Annotated in this window: 17 protein-coding genes and 2 pseudogenes; 11 read left to right on the top strand and 8 right to left on the bottom strand. The window is 70.5% G+C overall.

Annotated elements, in window-relative coordinates; translation table 11 throughout:
- The first annotated feature begins 33 nt into the window (after window positions 1-33).
- The 7 genes and pseudogenes from ACN27J_RS28145 (at window position 34) to ACN27J_RS28115 (ending at window position 8,153) form a co-directional block, all read left to right on the top strand.
- Complete coding sequence (locus tag ACN27J_RS28145) at window positions 34-1,470, top strand: TldD/PmbA family protein (protein WP_421370855.1); 1,437 nt, start codon at window positions 34-36, stop codon at window positions 1,468-1,470.
- A 14-nt stretch (window positions 1,471-1,484) separates the two neighbouring features.
- Window positions 1,485-2,876 carry a TldD/PmbA family protein gene (locus ACN27J_RS28140; RefSeq protein ID WP_421372543.1) on the top strand — a complete coding sequence of 464 codons (1,392 nt, stop codon included), beginning with the start codon at window positions 1,485-1,487 and terminating at the stop codon, window positions 2,874-2,876.
- A gap of 425 nt (window positions 2,877-3,301) precedes the next feature.
- Window positions 3,302-4,108 (top strand): hypothetical protein, encoded by an 807-nt coding sequence (locus ACN27J_RS28135; RefSeq protein ID WP_421370853.1) that lies wholly within the window; start codon window positions 3,302-3,304, stop codon window positions 4,106-4,108.
- A 12-nt stretch (window positions 4,109-4,120) separates the two neighbouring features.
- A complete protein-coding gene (locus tag ACN27J_RS28130) occupies window positions 4,121-6,058 on the top strand; it encodes a fumarate reductase/succinate dehydrogenase flavoprotein subunit (protein WP_421370850.1) in 1,938 nt (645 codons plus the stop codon).
- A pseudogene (locus ACN27J_RS28125) lies at window positions 6,058-6,810 on the top strand (succinate dehydrogenase/fumarate reductase iron-sulfur subunit); the annotation flags it as partial. The gene ACN27J_RS28130 and the pseudogene ACN27J_RS28125, both read left to right, overlap by 1 nt.
- 93 nt (window positions 6,811-6,903) lie before the next feature.
- A pseudogene (locus tag ACN27J_RS28120) lies at window positions 6,904-7,110 on the top strand (succinate dehydrogenase/fumarate reductase iron-sulfur subunit); the annotation flags it as partial.
- Window positions 7,111-7,376: 266 nt separating this feature from the next.
- The gene (locus tag ACN27J_RS28115; RefSeq protein WP_421370848.1) at window positions 7,377-8,153 is read left to right on the top strand and encodes a GH12 family glycosyl hydrolase domain-containing protein; all 777 of its coding nucleotides are present in this window, start codon (window positions 7,377-7,379) and stop codon (window positions 8,151-8,153) included.
- Between the two features lie 21 nt (window positions 8,154-8,174).
- On the opposite strand, the gene ACN27J_RS28110 is transcribed toward ACN27J_RS28115, so the two are convergent.
- Entirely contained in the window at window positions 8,175-8,621 is a 447-nt protein-coding gene (locus tag ACN27J_RS28110) for a (deoxy)nucleoside triphosphate pyrophosphohydrolase (RefSeq protein ID WP_421370847.1), read from the bottom strand.
- A 155-nt stretch (window positions 8,622-8,776) separates the two neighbouring features.
- On the opposite strand from ACN27J_RS28110, the gene ACN27J_RS28105 reads away from it, so the two are divergent.
- Window positions 8,777-9,088 (top strand): 4a-hydroxytetrahydrobiopterin dehydratase, encoded by a 312-nt coding sequence (locus ACN27J_RS28105; RefSeq protein ID WP_416591032.1) that lies wholly within the window; start codon window positions 8,777-8,779, stop codon window positions 9,086-9,088.
- A gap of 87 nt (window positions 9,089-9,175) precedes the next feature.
- The gene (locus tag ACN27J_RS28100; RefSeq protein ID WP_123605368.1) at window positions 9,176-9,538 is read left to right on the top strand and encodes a PH domain-containing protein; all 363 of its coding nucleotides are present in this window, start codon (window positions 9,176-9,178) and stop codon (window positions 9,536-9,538) included.
- 332 nt (window positions 9,539-9,870) lie between these two features.
- Here ACN27J_RS28100 and ACN27J_RS28095 read toward each other — a convergent pair whose 3' ends face one another.
- Window positions 9,871-10,110, bottom strand: a complete 240-nt coding sequence (locus ACN27J_RS28095) for a GntR family transcriptional regulator (RefSeq protein WP_278174364.1) — start codon at window positions 10,108-10,110, stop codon at window positions 9,871-9,873.
- Window positions 10,111-10,273: 163 nt separating this feature from the next.
- Here ACN27J_RS28095 and ACN27J_RS28090 point away from each other — a divergent pair, with 163 nt between their 5' ends.
- Together ACN27J_RS28090 and ACN27J_RS28085 are read left to right on the top strand one after the other, a co-directional pair.
- The gene (locus ACN27J_RS28090; RefSeq protein ID WP_421370845.1) at window positions 10,274-10,570 is read left to right on the top strand and encodes a hypothetical protein; all 297 of its coding nucleotides are present in this window, start codon (window positions 10,274-10,276) and stop codon (window positions 10,568-10,570) included.
- Window positions 10,571-10,709: 139 nt separating this feature from the next.
- Window positions 10,710-11,291: a Uma2 family endonuclease gene (locus ACN27J_RS28085; RefSeq protein WP_421370843.1), complete on the top strand. Its 582-nt coding sequence runs from the start codon at window positions 10,710-10,712 to the stop codon at window positions 11,289-11,291.
- A gap of 191 nt (window positions 11,292-11,482) precedes the next feature.
- Here ACN27J_RS28085 and ACN27J_RS28080 read toward each other — a convergent pair whose 3' ends face one another.
- The 6 genes from ACN27J_RS28080 to ACN27J_RS28055 all read right to left on the bottom strand — a co-directional run bounded on the left by ACN27J_RS28080 (window position 11,483) and on the right by ACN27J_RS28055 (window position 16,631).
- Window positions 11,483-11,767: a hypothetical protein gene (locus ACN27J_RS28080; protein ID WP_421370841.1), complete on the bottom strand. Its 285-nt coding sequence runs from the start codon at window positions 11,765-11,767 to the stop codon at window positions 11,483-11,485.
- A gap of 83 nt (window positions 11,768-11,850) precedes the next feature.
- The gene (gene ychF / locus ACN27J_RS28075; RefSeq protein WP_421370839.1) at window positions 11,851-12,936 is read right to left on the bottom strand and encodes a redox-regulated ATPase YchF; all 1,086 of its coding nucleotides are present in this window, start codon (window positions 12,934-12,936) and stop codon (window positions 11,851-11,853) included.
- 33 nt (window positions 12,937-12,969) lie between these two features.
- Window positions 12,970-13,476: a hypothetical protein gene (locus ACN27J_RS28070; protein WP_421370836.1), complete on the bottom strand. Its 507-nt coding sequence runs from the start codon at window positions 13,474-13,476 to the stop codon at window positions 12,970-12,972.
- An 83-nt stretch (window positions 13,477-13,559) separates the two neighbouring features.
- Entirely contained in the window at window positions 13,560-14,030 is a 471-nt protein-coding gene (locus ACN27J_RS28065; protein ID WP_421370834.1) for a hypothetical protein, read from the bottom strand.
- A gap of 106 nt (window positions 14,031-14,136) precedes the next feature.
- Window positions 14,137-15,732, bottom strand: coding sequence for a hypothetical protein (locus ACN27J_RS28060; RefSeq protein WP_421370831.1), 1,596 nt, complete (start codon window positions 15,730-15,732; stop codon window positions 14,137-14,139).
- A complete protein-coding gene (locus ACN27J_RS28055) occupies window positions 15,729-16,631 on the bottom strand; it encodes an ABC transporter ATP-binding protein (RefSeq protein WP_421370829.1) in 903 nt (300 codons plus the stop codon). Before ACN27J_RS28055 ends, ACN27J_RS28060 begins: the two co-directional genes overlap by 4 nt.
- Window positions 16,632-16,815: the final 184 nt, after the last annotated feature.

Below are 16,815 nucleotides of genomic sequence, written 5' to 3'. Positions count from 1 at the left end.
CTCGGCCGAGCCGATGTCGCATAAGGTCACAGGGTGACCCAGTTCGAGGTGGCGACGGCTGCCGTACAGGCGGCGCTCGACGCCGGTGCCCGGTACGCCGACGCGCGGGTGATGCACCGCCGTTACGAGTCGATGACCGCACGCAACGGCGAAATCGAGGCGCTGGTCCAGCACAGCGACGCCGGTCTCGGCGTCCGCGCACTGGTCGGTTCCAGTTGGGGCTTCTACGCCGTACCGGATCCGTCGCCGGCGGCGGCGCGGGCCGCCGGTGGTCGGGCGGCGAAGATCGCCGCGGCCAGCGCGCAGCTGCCCGGGCCGCCGATCGACCTGGTGCCGGCCGGGGCCGGCACCGCGAGCTGGTCCAGCCCGTGCCGGATCGACCCGTTGTCGGTGCCGCTGCCGGACAAGGGCGATCTGCTGGTGTCGGCGACCCGCACGATGCTCGACCACGGCGCCGACCTGGCCGAAGGGCTGTACCAGATCTGGGACACCGAGAAGTGGTTCGTCTCCAGCGAGGGGCACCGGATCGACCAGCGGATCCGCGAGTGCGGTGCGGGGCTGTCCGCGACGGTGATCGGTGACGGGGAGACCCAGCGCCGCTCCTATCCGAGCCACCGCGGCCAGTACGGCACCAGCGGCTGGGAGCTGGTCGACAGCCTGGACCTGCCGGCGCACGCCGCCCGGATCGCCGAGGAGGCACGGGCGTTGCTCACCGCGCCGGCCTGCCCGGCTGGGGAGACCACGCTGATCCTCGGCGGGGAACAGATGGCGTTGCAGATCCACGAGTCCGTCGGGCACGCCATCGAACTGGACCGGATCCTCGGCTGGGAGGCCGCCTTCGCCGGCACGTCCTGGCTGGACCTGGCCCAACTCGGCAGCCTGCGGTACGGATCCGAGCTGATGAACGTGACGATCGACCCGACGATCCCGGGCGCGCTGGGCAGTTTCGGGTTCGACGACGAGGGCAGCCCGGCGGTCAAGCGGGACGCGGTCCGGCAGGGCCGGTGGGTCGGCGTACTGGCCGGTCGGGACTCGGCCGCCGTCGCCGGCCTGGACCACGGCGGCAGCGTACGGGCGGACGGCTGGTCGCGGCTGCCGATGGTCCGGATGACCAACGTCGGTCTGGAGCCGGGGCCGCACACGTTGGACGAGATGATCGCGGCGACCGACCACGGGGTGCTGATGGACATCAACCGTTCCTGGTCGATCGACGACAAGCGGCTCAACTTCCAGTTCGGCTGTGAGATCGGCTGGGAGATCCGCAACGGCAAGTTGGGGCGGATGCTGCGCAACCCGACGTACACCGGGATCGGCCCGGTGTTCTGGCAGTCGATGGACATGCTGTCGTCGGAGAGCGTCGCCTGGGGGACGCCGAACTGCGGCAAGGGCCAGCCCGGCCAGGTCGGGCACACCGGGCACCCGGCGGCGCCGGCCCGGTTCACCAACGTCCGGGTGGGGGTACGCGGGTGAGTCTGGACGCGGGGCTGACCGGCGCGGCGACGTCGCCCGCCGAGACCGACCTGGCCCTCCGGGTGGTGGCGGCGGTCCGGCGGTCCGCCGGGCCGGGGGCGCAGGCCGAGGCGTACGTCAGCCACCGGGCGCTGGCGCTGACCCGGTTCGCCAACTCGTTCATCCACCAGAACGTGGCGGAGGCGGTCACCACGGTGTGGCTGCGGCTGCACGTCGACGGCCGGACCGCGATCGGTTCGACCACGCTGACCGGCCCGGACGGGTTGGCCGACCTGGTCGAGCGCACTTTGGCGGCGGCCCGGCTCTGCCCGCCGGATCCGTCCTGGCCGGGGCTGGCCGGACCGGCACCGCTACACGCGGCCGGTTCGTGGGACGAGGCGACCGCGCAGGCCGGTCCGGCGGAGCGGGCGGCCCGGGTGCGGGACTTCGTCGCGGCCGCCGGCGGTCTGGAATGCGCCGGGTTCTGCCGGACCGTGCACCGGTCGACGGGGTTCGCCAACAGCGCCGGGCAGACCGCCGGTGGCCGGGCGGCGGAGGCCGCGATGGACGGGATCGCCCGGACCGACGGCGCCGACGGGGTGGCCCGGCAGGCCGCCGACCGGCTGACCGAGATCGACGGCGCGGCGCTGGGTGCCCGAGCCGCGGTGAAGGCCCGGGCCGGCCGGCACCCGGTCGACCTGCCGCCGGGGCGCTACCCGGTGGTACTCGAACCGACCGCGGTGCTGGATCTGTTGCAGATGCTGGCCCGGCACGGCTTCGCCGGCAAGGCGCACCACGAGCGGCGGTCGTTCGTCCGGCTCGGCGAGGCCCAGTTCGACCCGGCCATCTCACTGGTCGACGACCCGGCCACCGGCGGCGGGCTGCCGTTCGACGCCGAGGGCACCCCGACCGGCCGTACGGTGCTGGTGGACGCCGGCCGATCGACGGCGCTCACCCACGACCGACGGACCGCGGCGGCGGCCGGCACCGCTTCGACCGGACACGCGGCGCCGGGCAGCGTCCCGTGGGGGCCGGTGGGTCAGCATCTGCGGCTGCTCCCGGCCGACGGCCGGCAGTCCGCCAGCGGCGACGGGCCGGCAGCCGGGGGCAGTGCGGCGCTGCTCGGCGGGGTGGAGCGCGGTCTGCTGGTCACCGACCTGTGGTACACCCGGATTCTCGATCCACGCAGCCTGGTGGTGACCGGCCTGACCCGTAACGGTGCGTGGCTGGTCGAGTCAGGCGAGATCGTGGCGGCGGTCCGTAGTCTGCGGTTCACCCAGTCGTATCCGCAGGCGCTCGCGCCCGGCGCGGTGCTGGGTCTGGGCTCGGAGTTGAGCCGGCTGCCGGACAGTTGGGACGACACCTCCTGGCACGCGCCGGCCCTGCACCTGGCTGCCTGGCAGATCACCGGCGGCGCCGCCGGCTGACCCCGGCGAAATTGCGAGATTGACGACGCTACGCGGATTGCTTAGGTTAGCCATACCTCACTTCTGGTGGGTCCGCGATGGGCGGTGCGGGCTGGTCGACCGCACCGCCCGTCACCCCTGACGACGCGTTCGCTGTCAATCTGTGACCGACGCCGCTCAGGATCCAGTGAGCTTCTGCACATCCACCCCCCTAGCGGCGGGCCGGGCTTTCGTAACCGACGCGATACCGGCGAGACTCCCTTGCGCATACGGCCGCCGGTACTGGGCGTAACGTGTGCACCGGACCAGCGCCCGCCGATGCGTGTGGTGCGGGTTCCGGAGCACGCGGTCGCACGGCAATCTGGGCTCTGCCCTGCTACGCCACAGACCGGCCGAAGATATCCGGGTCCACCCTTGCGCGGGTTGGGCCCCGTCAGGGAGACAGGATGACGACTACGGCAACGATGCCGGGGCAGGCGCGGGCGCGCGCCGCCATCGCGGCGAAGACGTTGCGCACCGACCGGTGGTGGCTACCCCCGCTGATCACCGTGATCGGACTCGGTGCCTGGGTCACCTACGCCACTGTCCGTGTTTTCATGCACGACTTCTACTGGGTCCAGGAGCACCACTACCTCACCCCGTTCTACTCACCGTGCGTCACCGAAAGCTGCGTACCGGAGGCGGCCCACTTCGGCCGGTTCCTACCCGGCTGGTGGATCATCCCCGACGCGGCGATGACCCTGCCGTTCCTGCTGCTGTTCCGGCTGACCTGCTACTACTACCGCAAGGCCTACTACCGGGCGTTCTGGCTCTCCCCGCCGGCCTGCGCGGTGCCGGACGGCCACCAGCGCTACACCGGTGAGACCCGCTTCCCGCTGATCTTCCAGAACGCGCACCGCTACGCCTTCTACGCCGCGGTGATCATCTCGCTGATCAACACCTGGGACGCGGTGCTCGCCTTCGACGGGGAGAACGGCTTCGGCGTCGGACTGGGCAATGTCATCCTGCTCGGCAACGTGGTCATGCTCTGGGCGTACACCGTGTCCTGCCACTCCTGCCGGCACATCGCCGGCGGCCGGCTGAAGCACTTCTCCAAGCACCCGGTGCGCTACCGGGCCTGGACGTTCATCTCCAAGCTCAACGTCCGACACATGCAACTGGCCTGGATCACGCTCGGCACCCTGGCGCTGACCGACTTCTACGTGATGGCGCTGTCCGCCGGCTGGTTCAGCGACCTGCGGTTCTTCAACTGAGGGCTTGGACATATGACTACCCGAATCGAACGACACCACTACGACGTCGTGGTCATCGGTGCCGGCGGCGCCGGGCTGCGGGCGGCGATCGAGGCCCGACTGGCCGGCAAACGCACCGCGATCATCTCCAAATCGCTGTTCGGCAAGGCGCACACGGTGATGGCCGAGGGCGGCGCCGCCGCCGCGATGGGCAATGTGAACAGCCGGGACAGCTGGCAGGTGCACTTCCGCGACACCATGCGCGGCGGCAAGTTCCTGAACAACTTCCGGATGGCCGAGCTGCACGCCAAGGAGTCACCGCAGCGGATCTGGGAACTGGAAACGTACGGCGCGCTGTTCGACCGTACGAAGGACGGCAAGATCTCGCAGCGCAACTTCGGCGGCCACGAGTACCCGCGCCTGGCCCACGTCGGTGACCGCACCGGCCTGGAGCTGATCCGCACCCTGCAGCAGAAGATCGTCTCGCTGCAGCAGGAGGACAAGCGGGAGTACGGCGTCCACGACGCCCGGATCAAGGTCTTCGCCGAAACCACCATCACCGAACTGATGCTGGAGGACGGGCCGGACGGTCCCCGGGTCGCCGGTGCCTTCGGCTACTACCGGGAGAGCGGCGAGTTCGTCCTGTTCGAGGCGCCGGCCGTGGTGCTGGCCACCGGCGGGGTCGGCAAGTCGTACAAGGTCACCTCGAACTCCTGGGAGTACACCGGCGACGGGCACGCGCTCGCCCTGCGGGCCGGCGCCACCCTGATCAACATGGAGTTCCTGCAGTTCCACCCGACCGGCATGGTCTGGCCGCCCTCGGTGAAGGGCATCCTGGTCACCGAGTCGGTCCGGGGCGACGGCGGGGTGCTGCGCAACACCGACGGCAAGCGGTTCATGTTCGACTACGTCCCCGACGTGTTCCGCAAGCAGTACGCGGAGACCGAGGAGGAGGCGGACCGCTGGTACACCGACCCGGACAACAACCGGCGTCCGCCGGAGCTGCTGCCCCGTGACGAGGTCGCCCGGGCGATCAACAGCGAGGTCAAGGCCGGTCGGGGTACGGAGTCCGGCGGCGTGCTGCTGGACATCGCCAGCCGGCTGCCGGCCGAGGAGATCCGTCGCCGGCTGCCGTCGATGTACCACCAGTTCAAGGAGCTGGCCGACGTCGACATCACCAAGCAGCCGATGGAGGTCGGGCCGACCTGCCACTACGTGATGGGTGGCGTCGAGGTCGACCCGGACACCGCCGCGGCGGCCGGCCGGATCAGTGGCCTGTTCGCCGCTGGCGAGGTCTCCGGCGGGATGCACGGCTCCAACCGCCTCGGCGGCAACTCCCTGTCCGACCTGCTGGTCTTCGGCAAGCGGGCCGGCGAGCACGCGGCCGCGTACGTCGGCGGGCTGGACCGGCGGCCGAAGGTCTCGGCCGACGAGGTCGAGCAGGCGGTGGACCAGGCACTGGCGCCACTGTCGCGCGACACCGGGGAGAACCCGTACACCCTGCAGCAGGACCTGCAGGCGGTGATGGGCGACCTGGTCGGCATCATCCGGCGCGAAGGTGAACTGGCGGATTCGCTGGTCAGGCTGGCCGAGCTGCGCGAGCGGGTGGCCAAGGTCAGCGCCGCCGGCGGCCGACGTTACAACCCGGGTTGGCACCTGGCGCTGGACCTGCGCAACATGCTGGTGGTGTCGGAGTGCACCGCCAAGGCCGCGCTGGAGCGCACCGAGTCCCGGGGCGGGCACACCCGCGAGGACCACCCGACCATGGCCCCGACGTGGCGCACGGTCAACCTGGTCTGCTCGCTGGACGGCGACACGGTCAAGCTGGAGCACCAGCCGCTGCCGAAGATGCGCCCGGAGCTGATCAAGCTCTTCGACCGGGCGGAGCTGGCCAAGTACCTGACCGACGAGGAGTTGGCGGAGTTCGACGCGCTGGCGCAGGACGCGCTCGCTGAGGAGGCGGACAACTGATGGGCACCAAGCGCCACTTCAGGGTGTGGCGGGGCGACGAGACCGGCGGCGACCTGCAGGACTACCAGGTGGAGGTGAACGAGGGCGAGGTCGTCCTCGACGTCATCCACCGGCTGCAGGCCACCGAGGCTCCGGATCTGGCCTGCCGGTGGAACTGCAAGGCCGGCAAGTGCGGCTCCTGCTCCATGGAGATCAACGGCATGCCGAAGCTGGGCTGCATGACGCGGATGTCGACGTTCGAGGAGAACGAGACGATCAGCGTCAGCCCGCTGCGGACCTTCCCGGTGATCCGCGACCTGGTCACCGACGTCTCGTTCAACTACCAGAAGTCGTTGGAGACGCCGGCGTTCAGCCCACCGGAGGACCTCGCGCCGGGTGAGTACCGGATGCAGCAGGTCGACGTGGAACGCTCGCAGGAGTTCCGCAAGTGCATCGAATGCTTTCTCTGCCAGAACACCTGCCACGTGGTACGTGACCACGAGGACAACAAGACCGCGTTCTCCGGTCCCCGGGTGTTCATCCGCGCCGCCGAGCTGGACATGCACCCGCTGGACACCAGGACCGACCGCAAGCAGTACGCGCAGGCGCAGCAAGGGCTGGGCTACTGCAACATCACCAAGTGCTGTACCGAGGTCTGCCCCGAGCACATCAAGATCACCGACAACGCGATCATCCCGATGAAGGAACGCGTCGTCGACCGGCGGTACGATCCCCTCGTGTGGCTCGGCAGCAAGATCTTCCGGCGGGGGCAGAACGGCGCGGCGGCGAGTGGGCCGGCGCTCGGTGAGTCCGGCCTGGACCAGCCCGCCGCCACGACCGCCGGGCTGCCGGCGGACGGTGACCACAGCGCGGCGGCCGACGCCGAGCGCGGGGTCAACTGGCACCGCCAGGTGCCCCGCCCACAGGCGGCGGCGGTGGACGAGAAGGGCCACCTGCCGATCAGCGAGCTGGCGTTCGACAAGCCGGCCGCGCCGTCGCCGTTCGGCGAGGACGTCACCTTCCCGCTGCCGGACAAGTCACTCAACTACCACCACCCGGACCAGGACCGCTGACCCGGCCTCACCCGGACCAGGACCGCTGACTGCGGCCTCACCTCGCTGACCGCCCCTCCTGGTGCTGATCGCACCGGGAGGGGCGGCTGCTTTCCGGGGTTGCCGGCTGCTCCCCCCGGGTTGCCGACCAGCCATCGACGGCCGTAACATCCTCTGCGGAGCCGGGAACGGACCTTGTCCACCGTTTCCGTCGTGGGCGGCGTCGGGCCGCCGGGCCCACGGCACCAGTCCGTACTGCGGGCTGCTCGCCGAAGGACTCCGCCACCATGATCCCGCTCCGGCGCCACCGCCTGCCCGCGCTCGTTGTCGCTGCCCTCGTCGCCGTCGGCGTGACCGTCGTCTGGCTGGCGCCGAACGCCGACGCCAGCGAACTCTGCGGACGGGCCGACACGGTCGACATCACCGACAAGCGGTACGTGGTGATGAACAACGTCTGGGGTGCGGACACCCCGCAGTGTCTGACGGTCGACGCGGCCGGCCGGTTCGAGGTGACCCACACCGAGCACGACAAGCGGGACGGCTCCGCCGCCGCCTATCCGACCATCTACCAGGGCTGCCACTGGGGCAACTGCACCGTCGGCAGCGGCCTGCCAATCGAGGTACGGCAGTTGCGCTCCGCCCGGTCCGACTGGACGATCGACACCCAGGATGCCACCGGCCGCTGGAACGCCACGTACGACCTGTGGTTCCACACCGACGCCAACGCCCACCGCTCCCCCGACGGCGCCGAACTGATGGTCTGGCTGGACCGGGCCGGTGGGGCCGAGCCGGCCGGGACGCTGGTGGCGCGGGAAGTGCACCTGGCCGGGGCGACCTGGGACGTCTACTACGCCGACTGGCACTGGAACTACGTGGCGTACGTGCGTACCACGCCGGTCGACGAGGCGCGGGATCTGGAGTTGGCGGCGTTCACCCGGGACGCGGTGGGCCGCGGTTACCTCGACCGGGACTGGTACCTCAGCGGGGTCGAGGCGGGCTTCGAGATCTGGCACGGCGGTGCCGGGCTCACCTCGCGGTCGTTCCAGGTCGCGATCAACCTTTGAGCAGGGTCGGCCGCCACCGGCTCACCGGGCGGCGTGCAGCAACGGACGGAGCTCGGCCACGATCGGCCGGTCCGCGGGCAGCCAGGTGACCTGGTCGAGTTCGTCGGCCGCCAACCAGCGCAGAGCGGAGTGCTCCAGCGCGGTGGGCTGCGCCGGCCCGAGCAGCCCGGCGAGGTAGACCCGCAACACCGAGCGGCCGTGGCCGAGCGGCTGATCGGGGCCGACCCGGTCACCCACCGTGATCGAGACCCCGAGTTCCTCGCGGCACTCCCGGATCAGGGCGTCGGTCTCGGTCTCGCCGCTCTCCACCTTGCCGCCGGGAAATTCCCACTTGCCGGCCGCCCCCGGTGGATGGGTCCGGGCACATGCCAGCACCCGACCGTCGAGGACGATCGCCGCCCCGACCACCACCTGACGCCTCACCTGCCCGCTCCGCACAGCAGATGAGCCTGCCAGATCAATCAGCATTTCGGGTAACCCTGCTGACTGCTAGGACAGCAGATGACGGAAGGGTGGACGTGGACACACCAACCAGTTAGCGGCCAGACTGGGAACCACCGACCAAGACACAGGATGGCGACGATTTGGCCACAAGCCGGCAACGACGCCTGGGAGGTGTGGCTTTGCGAGCACTCTGGTCCAGCCGGACCGGCCGCGACTACCTTAGCGATGCGCTCACGCAACTGGACGGGTGGACGCAGGACGGCCAGCAACTCCGGCGAACCCTGCTGCTCGACGACAGCCAGCACGCCGAGCTCACCGAGCGGATCAAGGTAGCGGCCGACGCCCTGCACCTGCGGCCCGACGTACGCCGAGCCGAGGGGCAGACCCAGATCCGGCTCGGCTCCCCCGACGGCGACAAGATCACTGAGGGTGACGTCGCACTCGCGGCCCGCATCGAGGATGCCTACCGTACGGTCGTCGACCTGCGCTGATCCCGCGTCCCGCGCCCGGATCACCGCTGACCGCAGCGACCTCTCGCTTCGCTGGCGTGGTTGTGCCCGCCGCCTACCCTCGGGCACATGGCGAACGTGGCGTACGACCGGCGGGAGCAACTTCGGCAGATCGAGAGCGGGCTGCTCGACGGGGAGCAGGTGATCGCGGTCTACGACGCGATCGGCACCGGCACCGGCTTCATCGGGCTGACCAACCGCCGCGTGATCATCCAGGACAAGTCGTTCGTCGGCAAGAAGGTCGCCATCACCAGCATCCCGTACTCGAAGATCACCAGCGTGAGCGTGGTGAGCAACAAGTCCTGGGGCGGCTCGTACTTCTCGTCCGGCGCCATCGCGATCAACGTCGGCACCCACACCTACGAGGTCGAGTTCCGTGGCGACCAGAAGTCCCACCACGTGCACAACGTGATCCTGCACTACATCTCGTGACCGACTGCGGGACCGACAGCCAGCAGGGCTGACCGCTCGATCCTGTCCATCCCGCGCTCAACCTAAGCGGTTTCCGGCTTCTCCGGCTCGACACCGCCGGCTCGCAGGATCCGCCGGACCTGTTCCCGGCCGTAGCCAGTCACCCGAGCGATCTCGCCCACGCGGGCTCCGCCTTGGTATGCAGTCACGATTGCGGCCGCAAGCCGCTTTCGTACCCGTGGCACCTCGGCACGCGCTGAAGCGACCTCCGCGAGCCCATCCTGCACGCGTTGGAACGCAGCCCGGTACGCCTCCGCTGCCGCCTCAAGGTCACCTGCCACGGCGGAAGTGCCTCAGGGCTTCGGGTCTGGCGTGACGAATGTGCCGCGACCGGCGAAGGTGACCACTCGGCCTTCCTCGCGCAGCACGTCGAGCGCGGCCCGCACGGTGCCGCGCGCCACGCCGTACGTCTGCGCCAACGTCACCTCACCAGGCAGCTTGCGCCCCGGCAGCCAATCGCCGCTATCGATCTTCGCCTTGAGCGCATCGGCCACCTGCTCGGCAAACGAACGCGGCGACCACGGGTCGACCATGCTCACAGGCTGCCACCTGTCCAGCCGACCGATGCTGTCCATTCAGTTCACTTGATGGACAGGATGAACCTGGTGGACTAGCGTTGGATCGGCAGACAAAGGCGGCCCTCGGCTCGCGTGGCAGCGCTCGCCGAGGGCCTTGACGCGAAGCGAGGTCGCGCCCGTGAGTATTTTGCCCGAGACACCGCCACCCGACGACCAGCCCAAAACCCACCCGCACCGCGAGTCCCCAGGCGAAGCGCTCGGCGGAGCGACGACTCCTCAGGAGCCGGGGTTCCTGGTGGTCGGCCCGAGAGTGCTGCCGGGGCACGGGACGGTCCAGATCTGGGCCGACGCCGGCTCAGGCGGAACCGGTCAGCGGGTGGATGTTGCCGTCGACCGCCTCCGGTTGGCGGAGATCGACTCCGGCGAAGGCGTCATGGCCCTGTACCGACTGGAGCCGTCCCACCACCAAGGCTGACCCCTCCGTTCAGCGTCGAGGTGAGGCTCACGCACCTTAAAACCGCCTCATAAGGTGTCTGAGCCTCACCTCGATGCGGCGCAGACATCGAGACTGAACGACGGTAGGTCAACAGAAGCCGGATGTTACGGTGAGGAACATGACCGCAGTGCCCGAGTGGATGCGGCCGCCACGCCCGGAAGGGTGGTACGCCGACGACCTCGACCAGCTCCCGCAGGCGCCCCGTCACACCGAGCTGATCGATGGAGCACTCGTCTTCATGATGTCTCCCCAGCGGGTCTGGCACGCACGCATGGTCACCGCGCTGGTGAACAGCCTGACTGACCAGGCACCGCCGGGCGTCGAGGTCGACCGGGAGATCACGATCCGACTCGACAGATGGAATCGTCCCGAGCCCGATCTCCTAGCCGCAACAGCACCCTACGATCCGTCCCGGACCTTCTACACGCCTGAGGAGACTCTCCTGGTCGTGGAGGTGGTGTCGCTGGAGTCGGCTCACCGCGACCGCACAGTCAAACTGCGTAAGTACGCGGAAGCCGGCATCCCGCACTACTGGCGCGTCGAAGACGAGGGTGGATCACCAGTGGTCCACGCCTACGAGCTCGACGGACCCACCCGGTCGTACGTCGCGACCGGGATCCATCGCCACGAGCTATGTACCAGGACGCCGTTCGAGCTCAAGCTGGATCTGGACGGGCTGGTCCCCGGTCACAGGAGCTGAGTCGGTCTCCTCCGTTCCGTACAAGAGCGCCAGAGCCTCGGCCATCTCCTGGTCAGTGAACGCCCCGAATCCAGCTTGATAGCGGTCCAACTCCTCGCGGAGGAGCCAGCGCCGTTCGGCCCGCTCGGTCTCGTCGTCGGTGAGCAACTTCGAGAGGCGTCCACCGTCGAGGACCAACGTCCCTTCGTGGCTCAGCTTACGACGGGCCACTCGCCCTCCTCGGCGAGTACCTCGTCGAAGACCTGCCGCGAAAGCTGACGAGCCTGCTCGGAGACCGGGCCCTTTCGGCTCTCGTAGTCCGCCAGGTACTCGTCAAGCACCTGCCCGCGCAACTCCCGCTCGACTGCCTCGGCAATGAATGCGGAGAATTGCTGCTTGCCTACCCGCGCCCGGATCGCCTCGGCGTTCCCCTCTGGCAGGGACAGGCTCACCCGCGTCGCCGGCCCTTCGCCGATGTTGAACGCCGTCTCGCCCATGGCCCCAGTGTGTCAAACAGGTACGAAACGAGCCAAGGTCTTCGCCGTGTGGCAAAGACCTTGGTGGCGGAGGTTAGACCGGATCAGACGTTGAAGCGGAACTCGACGACGTCGCCGTCCTGCATGACGTACTCCTTGCCTTCCATCCGGACCTTGCCGGCCGCCTTGGCCGCCGCCATCGTGCCGGCCGCGACCAGGTCGTCGTAGGAGACGATCTCGGCCTTGATGAAGCCGCGCTGGAAGTCGGAGTGGATCACCCCGGCGGCCTCCGGCGCGGTCGCCCCGACCGGGATGGTCCAGGCCCGCGCCTCCTTCGGCCCGGCGGTGAGGTACGTCTGCAGCCCGAGGGTGCGGAAGCCGACCCGGATCAGCTGGTTGAGCCCCGGCTCGCTCTGCCCGGTCGACTCCAGCAGCTCCATCGCCTCGTCGTCCGGCAGATCGATCAACTCAGACTCGATCTTGGCGTCCATGAAGACCGCCTCGGCCGGGGCGACCAGCGCGCGCAGCTCGGCGAGCAGCTCGGCGTTGCCCAGCTCGTCCTCGTCGACGTTGAACACGTACAGGAACGGCTTGGTGGTGAGCAGGTGCAGTTCACGCAGTTCGGCGACGTCGATGCCGGCGGCGGCCGCACCCGCGTACAGCGTGGTCCCGCCGTCGAGCAGCGTGGCGGCGGCCTTCGCGGCGGCGTGGATCGCCGCCCGGTCCTTGCGCAGCCGGGCTTCCTTCTCCAACCGGGGCAGCGCCTTCTCCAAGGTCTGCAGGTCGGCCAGGATCAGCTCGGTGTTGATCGTGGCGATGTCGTCGCCCGGCGAGACCTTGCCGTCGACGTGCACCACGTTCGGGTCGGAGAAGACCCGCACCACCTGGCAGATCGCGGCGGCGTCGCGGATGTTGGCCAGGAAGGCGTTGCCCCGACCCTGTCCCTTGGACGCGCCCCGCACCAGACCGGCGATGTCGACGAACGACACCGCCGCCGGGATGATCTTCTCCGAGCCGAAGATCTCCGCCAGCCCGCCCAGCCGCCCGTCCGGCAGCCCCACCACCCCGACGTTCGGTTCGATCGTGGCGAACGGGTAGTTCGCCGCGAGAACGTCGTTCTTGGTGAGCGCGTTGAACAGGGTGCTCTTGCCGACGTTGGGCAGGCCGACGATGCCGATGGTGAGACTCACGTCGGTCGAGTCTACGCAGCGTCCGGTGGCGGGTCAGGCGCAGGCGGTCTTGAGCTTGCCGGTCGCCTCGGCCAGCAGGTCGGCCACCTGACCCATCGGGGTGTTGTCGTCCGGGTCGTTGATCTGGGCGACGACGTCGGCGGCCTCGGTCAGCGCCTGCTGCACGTCGGGGTCCACCGGGTCGACGGCGAGCGACTGCAGCATCCCGGACCAGCCGGCGAGTTTGCTCCGGAACTCGGACTCGGCGGTCTCCGCCGCCGACCCGCCCTCGACCGCAGCGGCGATCAGCATGCCGAAGTCGTCCTCGATGTTCGCGGTGTTCTCCTCGCTGACCGGCACCGCCATGTCACACGCCTCCTTCGTGGCCGCAGCGGCCCCGTCGGCGGCGGAGCCGGCCGACTCCGCGTCGGCCGACGCGGTCGCCGCCGGCGGTGACGTCTGACCGGCGACGGTGTCGACACCGCTGTCGCCACCACCGCAGCCGGCCAGGGTGAACGCGAGCGCCGTCGCAGCGGCGGCGGTGATCAGGGTACGTCGCATTGAAAATCCGTCCATTGAGAGGCGAGCAAACCGGAGCAGGTTAACGGACGCCTGCTCCCAGCCCGCCCGGCCCTCCGTGGACGTCACTCGCAGACGGCGCGGAAGTTGTCCGGGATCGCCACCACGGCCGCGACCTGCTCGTCGCTGAGCGGAGTCTCGCCGATCTCGGTGGCGGCTTCGATCGCGGCCGTGCTCTCGGTCAGCACCGTCCGCAGCTCGTCCGTCACCGGGCCGGTCGCCAGTGAGGTGAGCGTCGCCGACCAGCCGCGCATCTGCGCCTCGAAGTTGTCCTCCGCGTCCGCCGGCGCCTCCGCGCTGGCCGTCGGGTCGGCGAACTGGTTGACGTCACGCTGGAAACCGGCGGCGAAGTCGCTGCTCATCGAGACCGCCTGATTGCAGGCGGCATTGGTGGCGGCGAGGATGTCGGCCTCGCTGGCGGTGGTGCTGCCGCTGGTCGGCGACGGCGTGCCCGTCGGCGGCGGCTCGGTGCCGCAGCCGGTGAATCCGAGGATCAGGGCCGAGCCGAGGACGGCGCTGGCCAGTAGGCGACGCATGATATCTACCGACTCCTTTATCGAGGTGCACCAAACTGTGCCACTCTATCGATGCGGGCGACCGGCCGCCGAGCGGAGTCCATCGACTGGCACAAATAATGAAGGCTCAGCCGGTCAGCCGGGCCAGCGCCCGGCGAGCCAGCAGCCCGGCGGCGACCGCCGCCACCACCGCGCCGACCGCCGCGAACCCGTAGGCCGGCCACGGGTCGCCGGCGGCGGCCGACCGCTGGGCCAGGCTCACCGCCGCCGGGGGGAGCGCCGCCACCAGCCACCGTACGGCCGGCGGGCCCTCAGCCAGGACCGGCAGGAAGGGCAGCGCGGCGAGTGCCATCAGGCCACCGCCCAGCAGCTTCAGCAGGGCGAGCCCGTGCACCTTGTTGGCCGCGTACCCGGCCACCACCAGCAGAATCAGCACCGCCAGACCGGCGGCGAGCAGCGCCGCCGGGACCAACCGGCCCGCCGCACCGCCGGCCAACCCGCTCAGCGGTACGGCGGCCAGCAGGCCGGCCCCGGTCAGCAGCCCGGTGGTACCGGCCCGGTACCCGAGATAGCGCTCCACAGTGACCGGGGTGACCCGCAACAGCAGCAGCCGCCGCTCGTCGAGGTCGTCGAGCAGCAGCAGCGACCCGATCATCCCGCCGATCACCGGCACGTGGGCCAGCACCAGCAGGGCGAGCAGCAGGTCGCCGTGGCCGGTCAGGTCGACGCCGTACCGCTGGTCGACGAACCGGGTGAGCGGCGGCAGACCGACCCGCAGCGCCACCGCGAGCAGCAGCGGCGCGCCGAGCAGCACCAGCAGCAGCCGGTCCGCGCCGAGCAGTCGCAGGTCCAACCGGATCAGCGCCGGTAACCAGCCCGGCGGCCACCCCGGTCCCGCCCCCGAGCGGCCGTCGGCGGCCGCCCCGCGACGCGTACCGGCCGCCGGGGTGGCGAAGGCCGACCTGAACCGTCGTGCGGCGAGCAGCGTCGACCCGCCGGCCCAGGCCACCGCGTACCCGACCAGCAGCGCACCGCGCCACCAGCCGCCGGGTGGCCATGGCTGGCCGGCGGCACCGGAGCGGATCAGCTCGGCGGTACCGGTGGTCGGCACCAGGTACGCGGCCGGATGGTCGAGCAGCCCGGCGAGACAGGCAAGCGGGACGACGAGACCGGGCAGCAGCACCAGCGGCATGGTGGTCAGGTAGCCGGTCACGGACCGTTGCGACAGCACCAGCAGCAGCGCCGCCGACAGGATCAGCAGCGCGGTGAGCGCGACGCCGAGCAGCATCACCGCGAGCTGGCCGGGGCGTCCGGCGGCGATCGCGATCGGCACCGCCGCGACGACCGACAACGCGGTCAGTACGCCGAGCTTCGCCGCCAGGTGTTCGCCGGTGCGTAGCGGGGTGACCCGCAGCGCGGCCAGCGCCCCCTCGGCACGCTCGTTGAGCAGCAGCAACGCGATGAACAGCGCCCCGAAGGCCGCGGTATCGACGAGCAGCAGGATCGGGCCGAGGACCCGGGCGGCCGGGGCCGGCACGACCAGCAGCAGCAGGGTCCACGCTGCGGCGAACGCCAGCGCCACCGGGACGATCCGGTAGCGCCACTCGATCCGCGTCTCCAGCGCCACCGCAGCCACCAGCCGGCACCACCGGGCCGGACCGGACTGCCCGTCCCCTAACGGCCGGCCCGGCTCCCGGCCCAGTTGCCGGCCCGGCCGGCTCACGCCGCCGGCCCGCCGCTGGTGACGGCGACGAACACCTGCTCGAAACTGGCTTCCCGGGTGTGCATCGTCTCGATCCGCCCGCCACGCAGCAGTTCACCGAAGTCGGGGTCGGTGCCGAGAGTGGACAGCTCGAACTCGCGCCGGGCGAGCCGGTCGCCGGCCCGGTACTCGACGACCACCGTCGGCCGGCCGTACCGCAGGCGATGGCCGCGCGGTGTGTCGACGGCGACCACCCGGCCGTCGACGATGAACGCGACCCGGTCGCAGACGCTCTCGGCGGTGGTCATGTCGTGCGTGGTGAGCAGCACGGTACGGCCCTGCTCGGCCTGCTCGCGGATCAGATCGCGGACCAGATGGGCGTGCACCGGGTCCAGCCCGGAGGTCGGCTCGTCGAGGAAGAGCACCTCGGGCCGGTGGATCAACGCGCGCGCCAGGTTGAGCCGCAGCTGCATGCCTTTGGAGAAGCCGGCCACCGGCTGGTCGGCGGCGACGCCGAGCCCGACCCGGTCGAGCAGCGGACCGGCCGGTTCGGTCGCGGTGCCGTAGAGGCCGGCGACGGCCTGCAGGTTCTCCCGGGCGGTCAGCCGGGCGAAGTGCGCCGGAAGCTCGAAGCTGACCCCGATCCGGCGGTACAGGTCGGCGTTCCAGTCACGCACCGGGCGGCCGAGGACGTCCGCCCGGCCCTCGTGCTCGCGCAGCTGCCGGGTGAGCACCCGGGCGGTGGTCGACTTGCCGGCGCCGTTCGGCCCGAGCAGGCCGAGGATCTCACCGGCGGCGGCGGTGAACGAAACCCCGTCGACGGCGTAGCGGGACGAACCCGGGTACCGCACCCGCAGGCCGTCCACGACGATCGGCGGAGGCCGCCCGGCAGCTGGTGGCGCGGGCACTGACGTGGGCACCTGCGCCTCCCGTCAGCGACCGATGGTGAGCATCGTCATGTTACCTACCGGTGTCGACTGCTCTACCGTCTGCGCAGGGCGCCGGCACCGTGTGGCGCAGCGGGGCCGGACCGTCTGCGCAGGGCGGCCACCGGTGCGGGCGGCGTACCGTTGCCGCCCTGACGGACGTCCGGGCGGACAGGAA

Source organism: Solwaraspora sp. WMMB762 (genome assembly GCF_049179115.1).
Taxonomy (GTDB): Bacteria; Actinomycetota; Actinomycetes; order Mycobacteriales; family Micromonosporaceae; genus Micromonospora_E.
The sequence above is the reverse complement of the archived record's forward strand: the minus strand, read 5'-3'. Positions and strand labels throughout refer to the sequence as shown.

Excerpts from the sequence above, each read along its gene's own strand:
- ACN27J_RS28135 (WP_421370853.1), top strand. The coding sequence starts at position 3,302 with ATGACGACTACGGCAACGATGCCGGGGCAGGCGCGGGCGCGCGCCGCC.
- ACN27J_RS28085 (WP_421370843.1), top strand. The coding sequence starts at position 10,710 with ATGACCGCAGTGCCCGAGTGGATGCGGCCGCCACGCCCGGAAGGGTGG.
- ACN27J_RS28100 (WP_123605368.1), top strand. The coding sequence starts at position 9,176 with ATGGCGAACGTGGCGTACGACCGGCGGGAGCAACTTCGGCAGATCGAG.
- ACN27J_RS28110 (WP_421370847.1), bottom strand. The coding sequence starts at position 8,621 with ATGCTGATTGATCTGGCAGGCTCATCTGCTGTGCGGAGCGGGCAGGTG.
- ACN27J_RS28115 (WP_421370848.1), top strand. The coding sequence starts at position 7,377 with ATGATCCCGCTCCGGCGCCACCGCCTGCCCGCGCTCGTTGTCGCTGCC.
- ACN27J_RS28130 (WP_421370850.1), top strand. The coding sequence starts at position 4,121 with ATGACTACCCGAATCGAACGACACCACTACGACGTCGTGGTCATCGGT.
- ACN27J_RS28095 (WP_278174364.1), bottom strand. The coding sequence starts at position 10,110 with ATGGTCGACCCGTGGTCGCCGCGTTCGTTTGCCGAGCAGGTGGCCGAT.
- ACN27J_RS28070 (WP_421370836.1), bottom strand. The coding sequence starts at position 13,476 with ATGCGACGTACCCTGATCACCGCCGCCGCTGCGACGGCGCTCGCGTTC.
- ACN27J_RS28080 (WP_421370841.1), bottom strand. The coding sequence starts at position 11,767 with ATGGGCGAGACGGCGTTCAACATCGGCGAAGGGCCGGCGACGCGGGTG.
- ACN27J_RS28065 (WP_421370834.1), bottom strand. The coding sequence starts at position 14,030 with ATGCGTCGCCTACTGGCCAGCGCCGTCCTCGGCTCGGCCCTGATCCTC.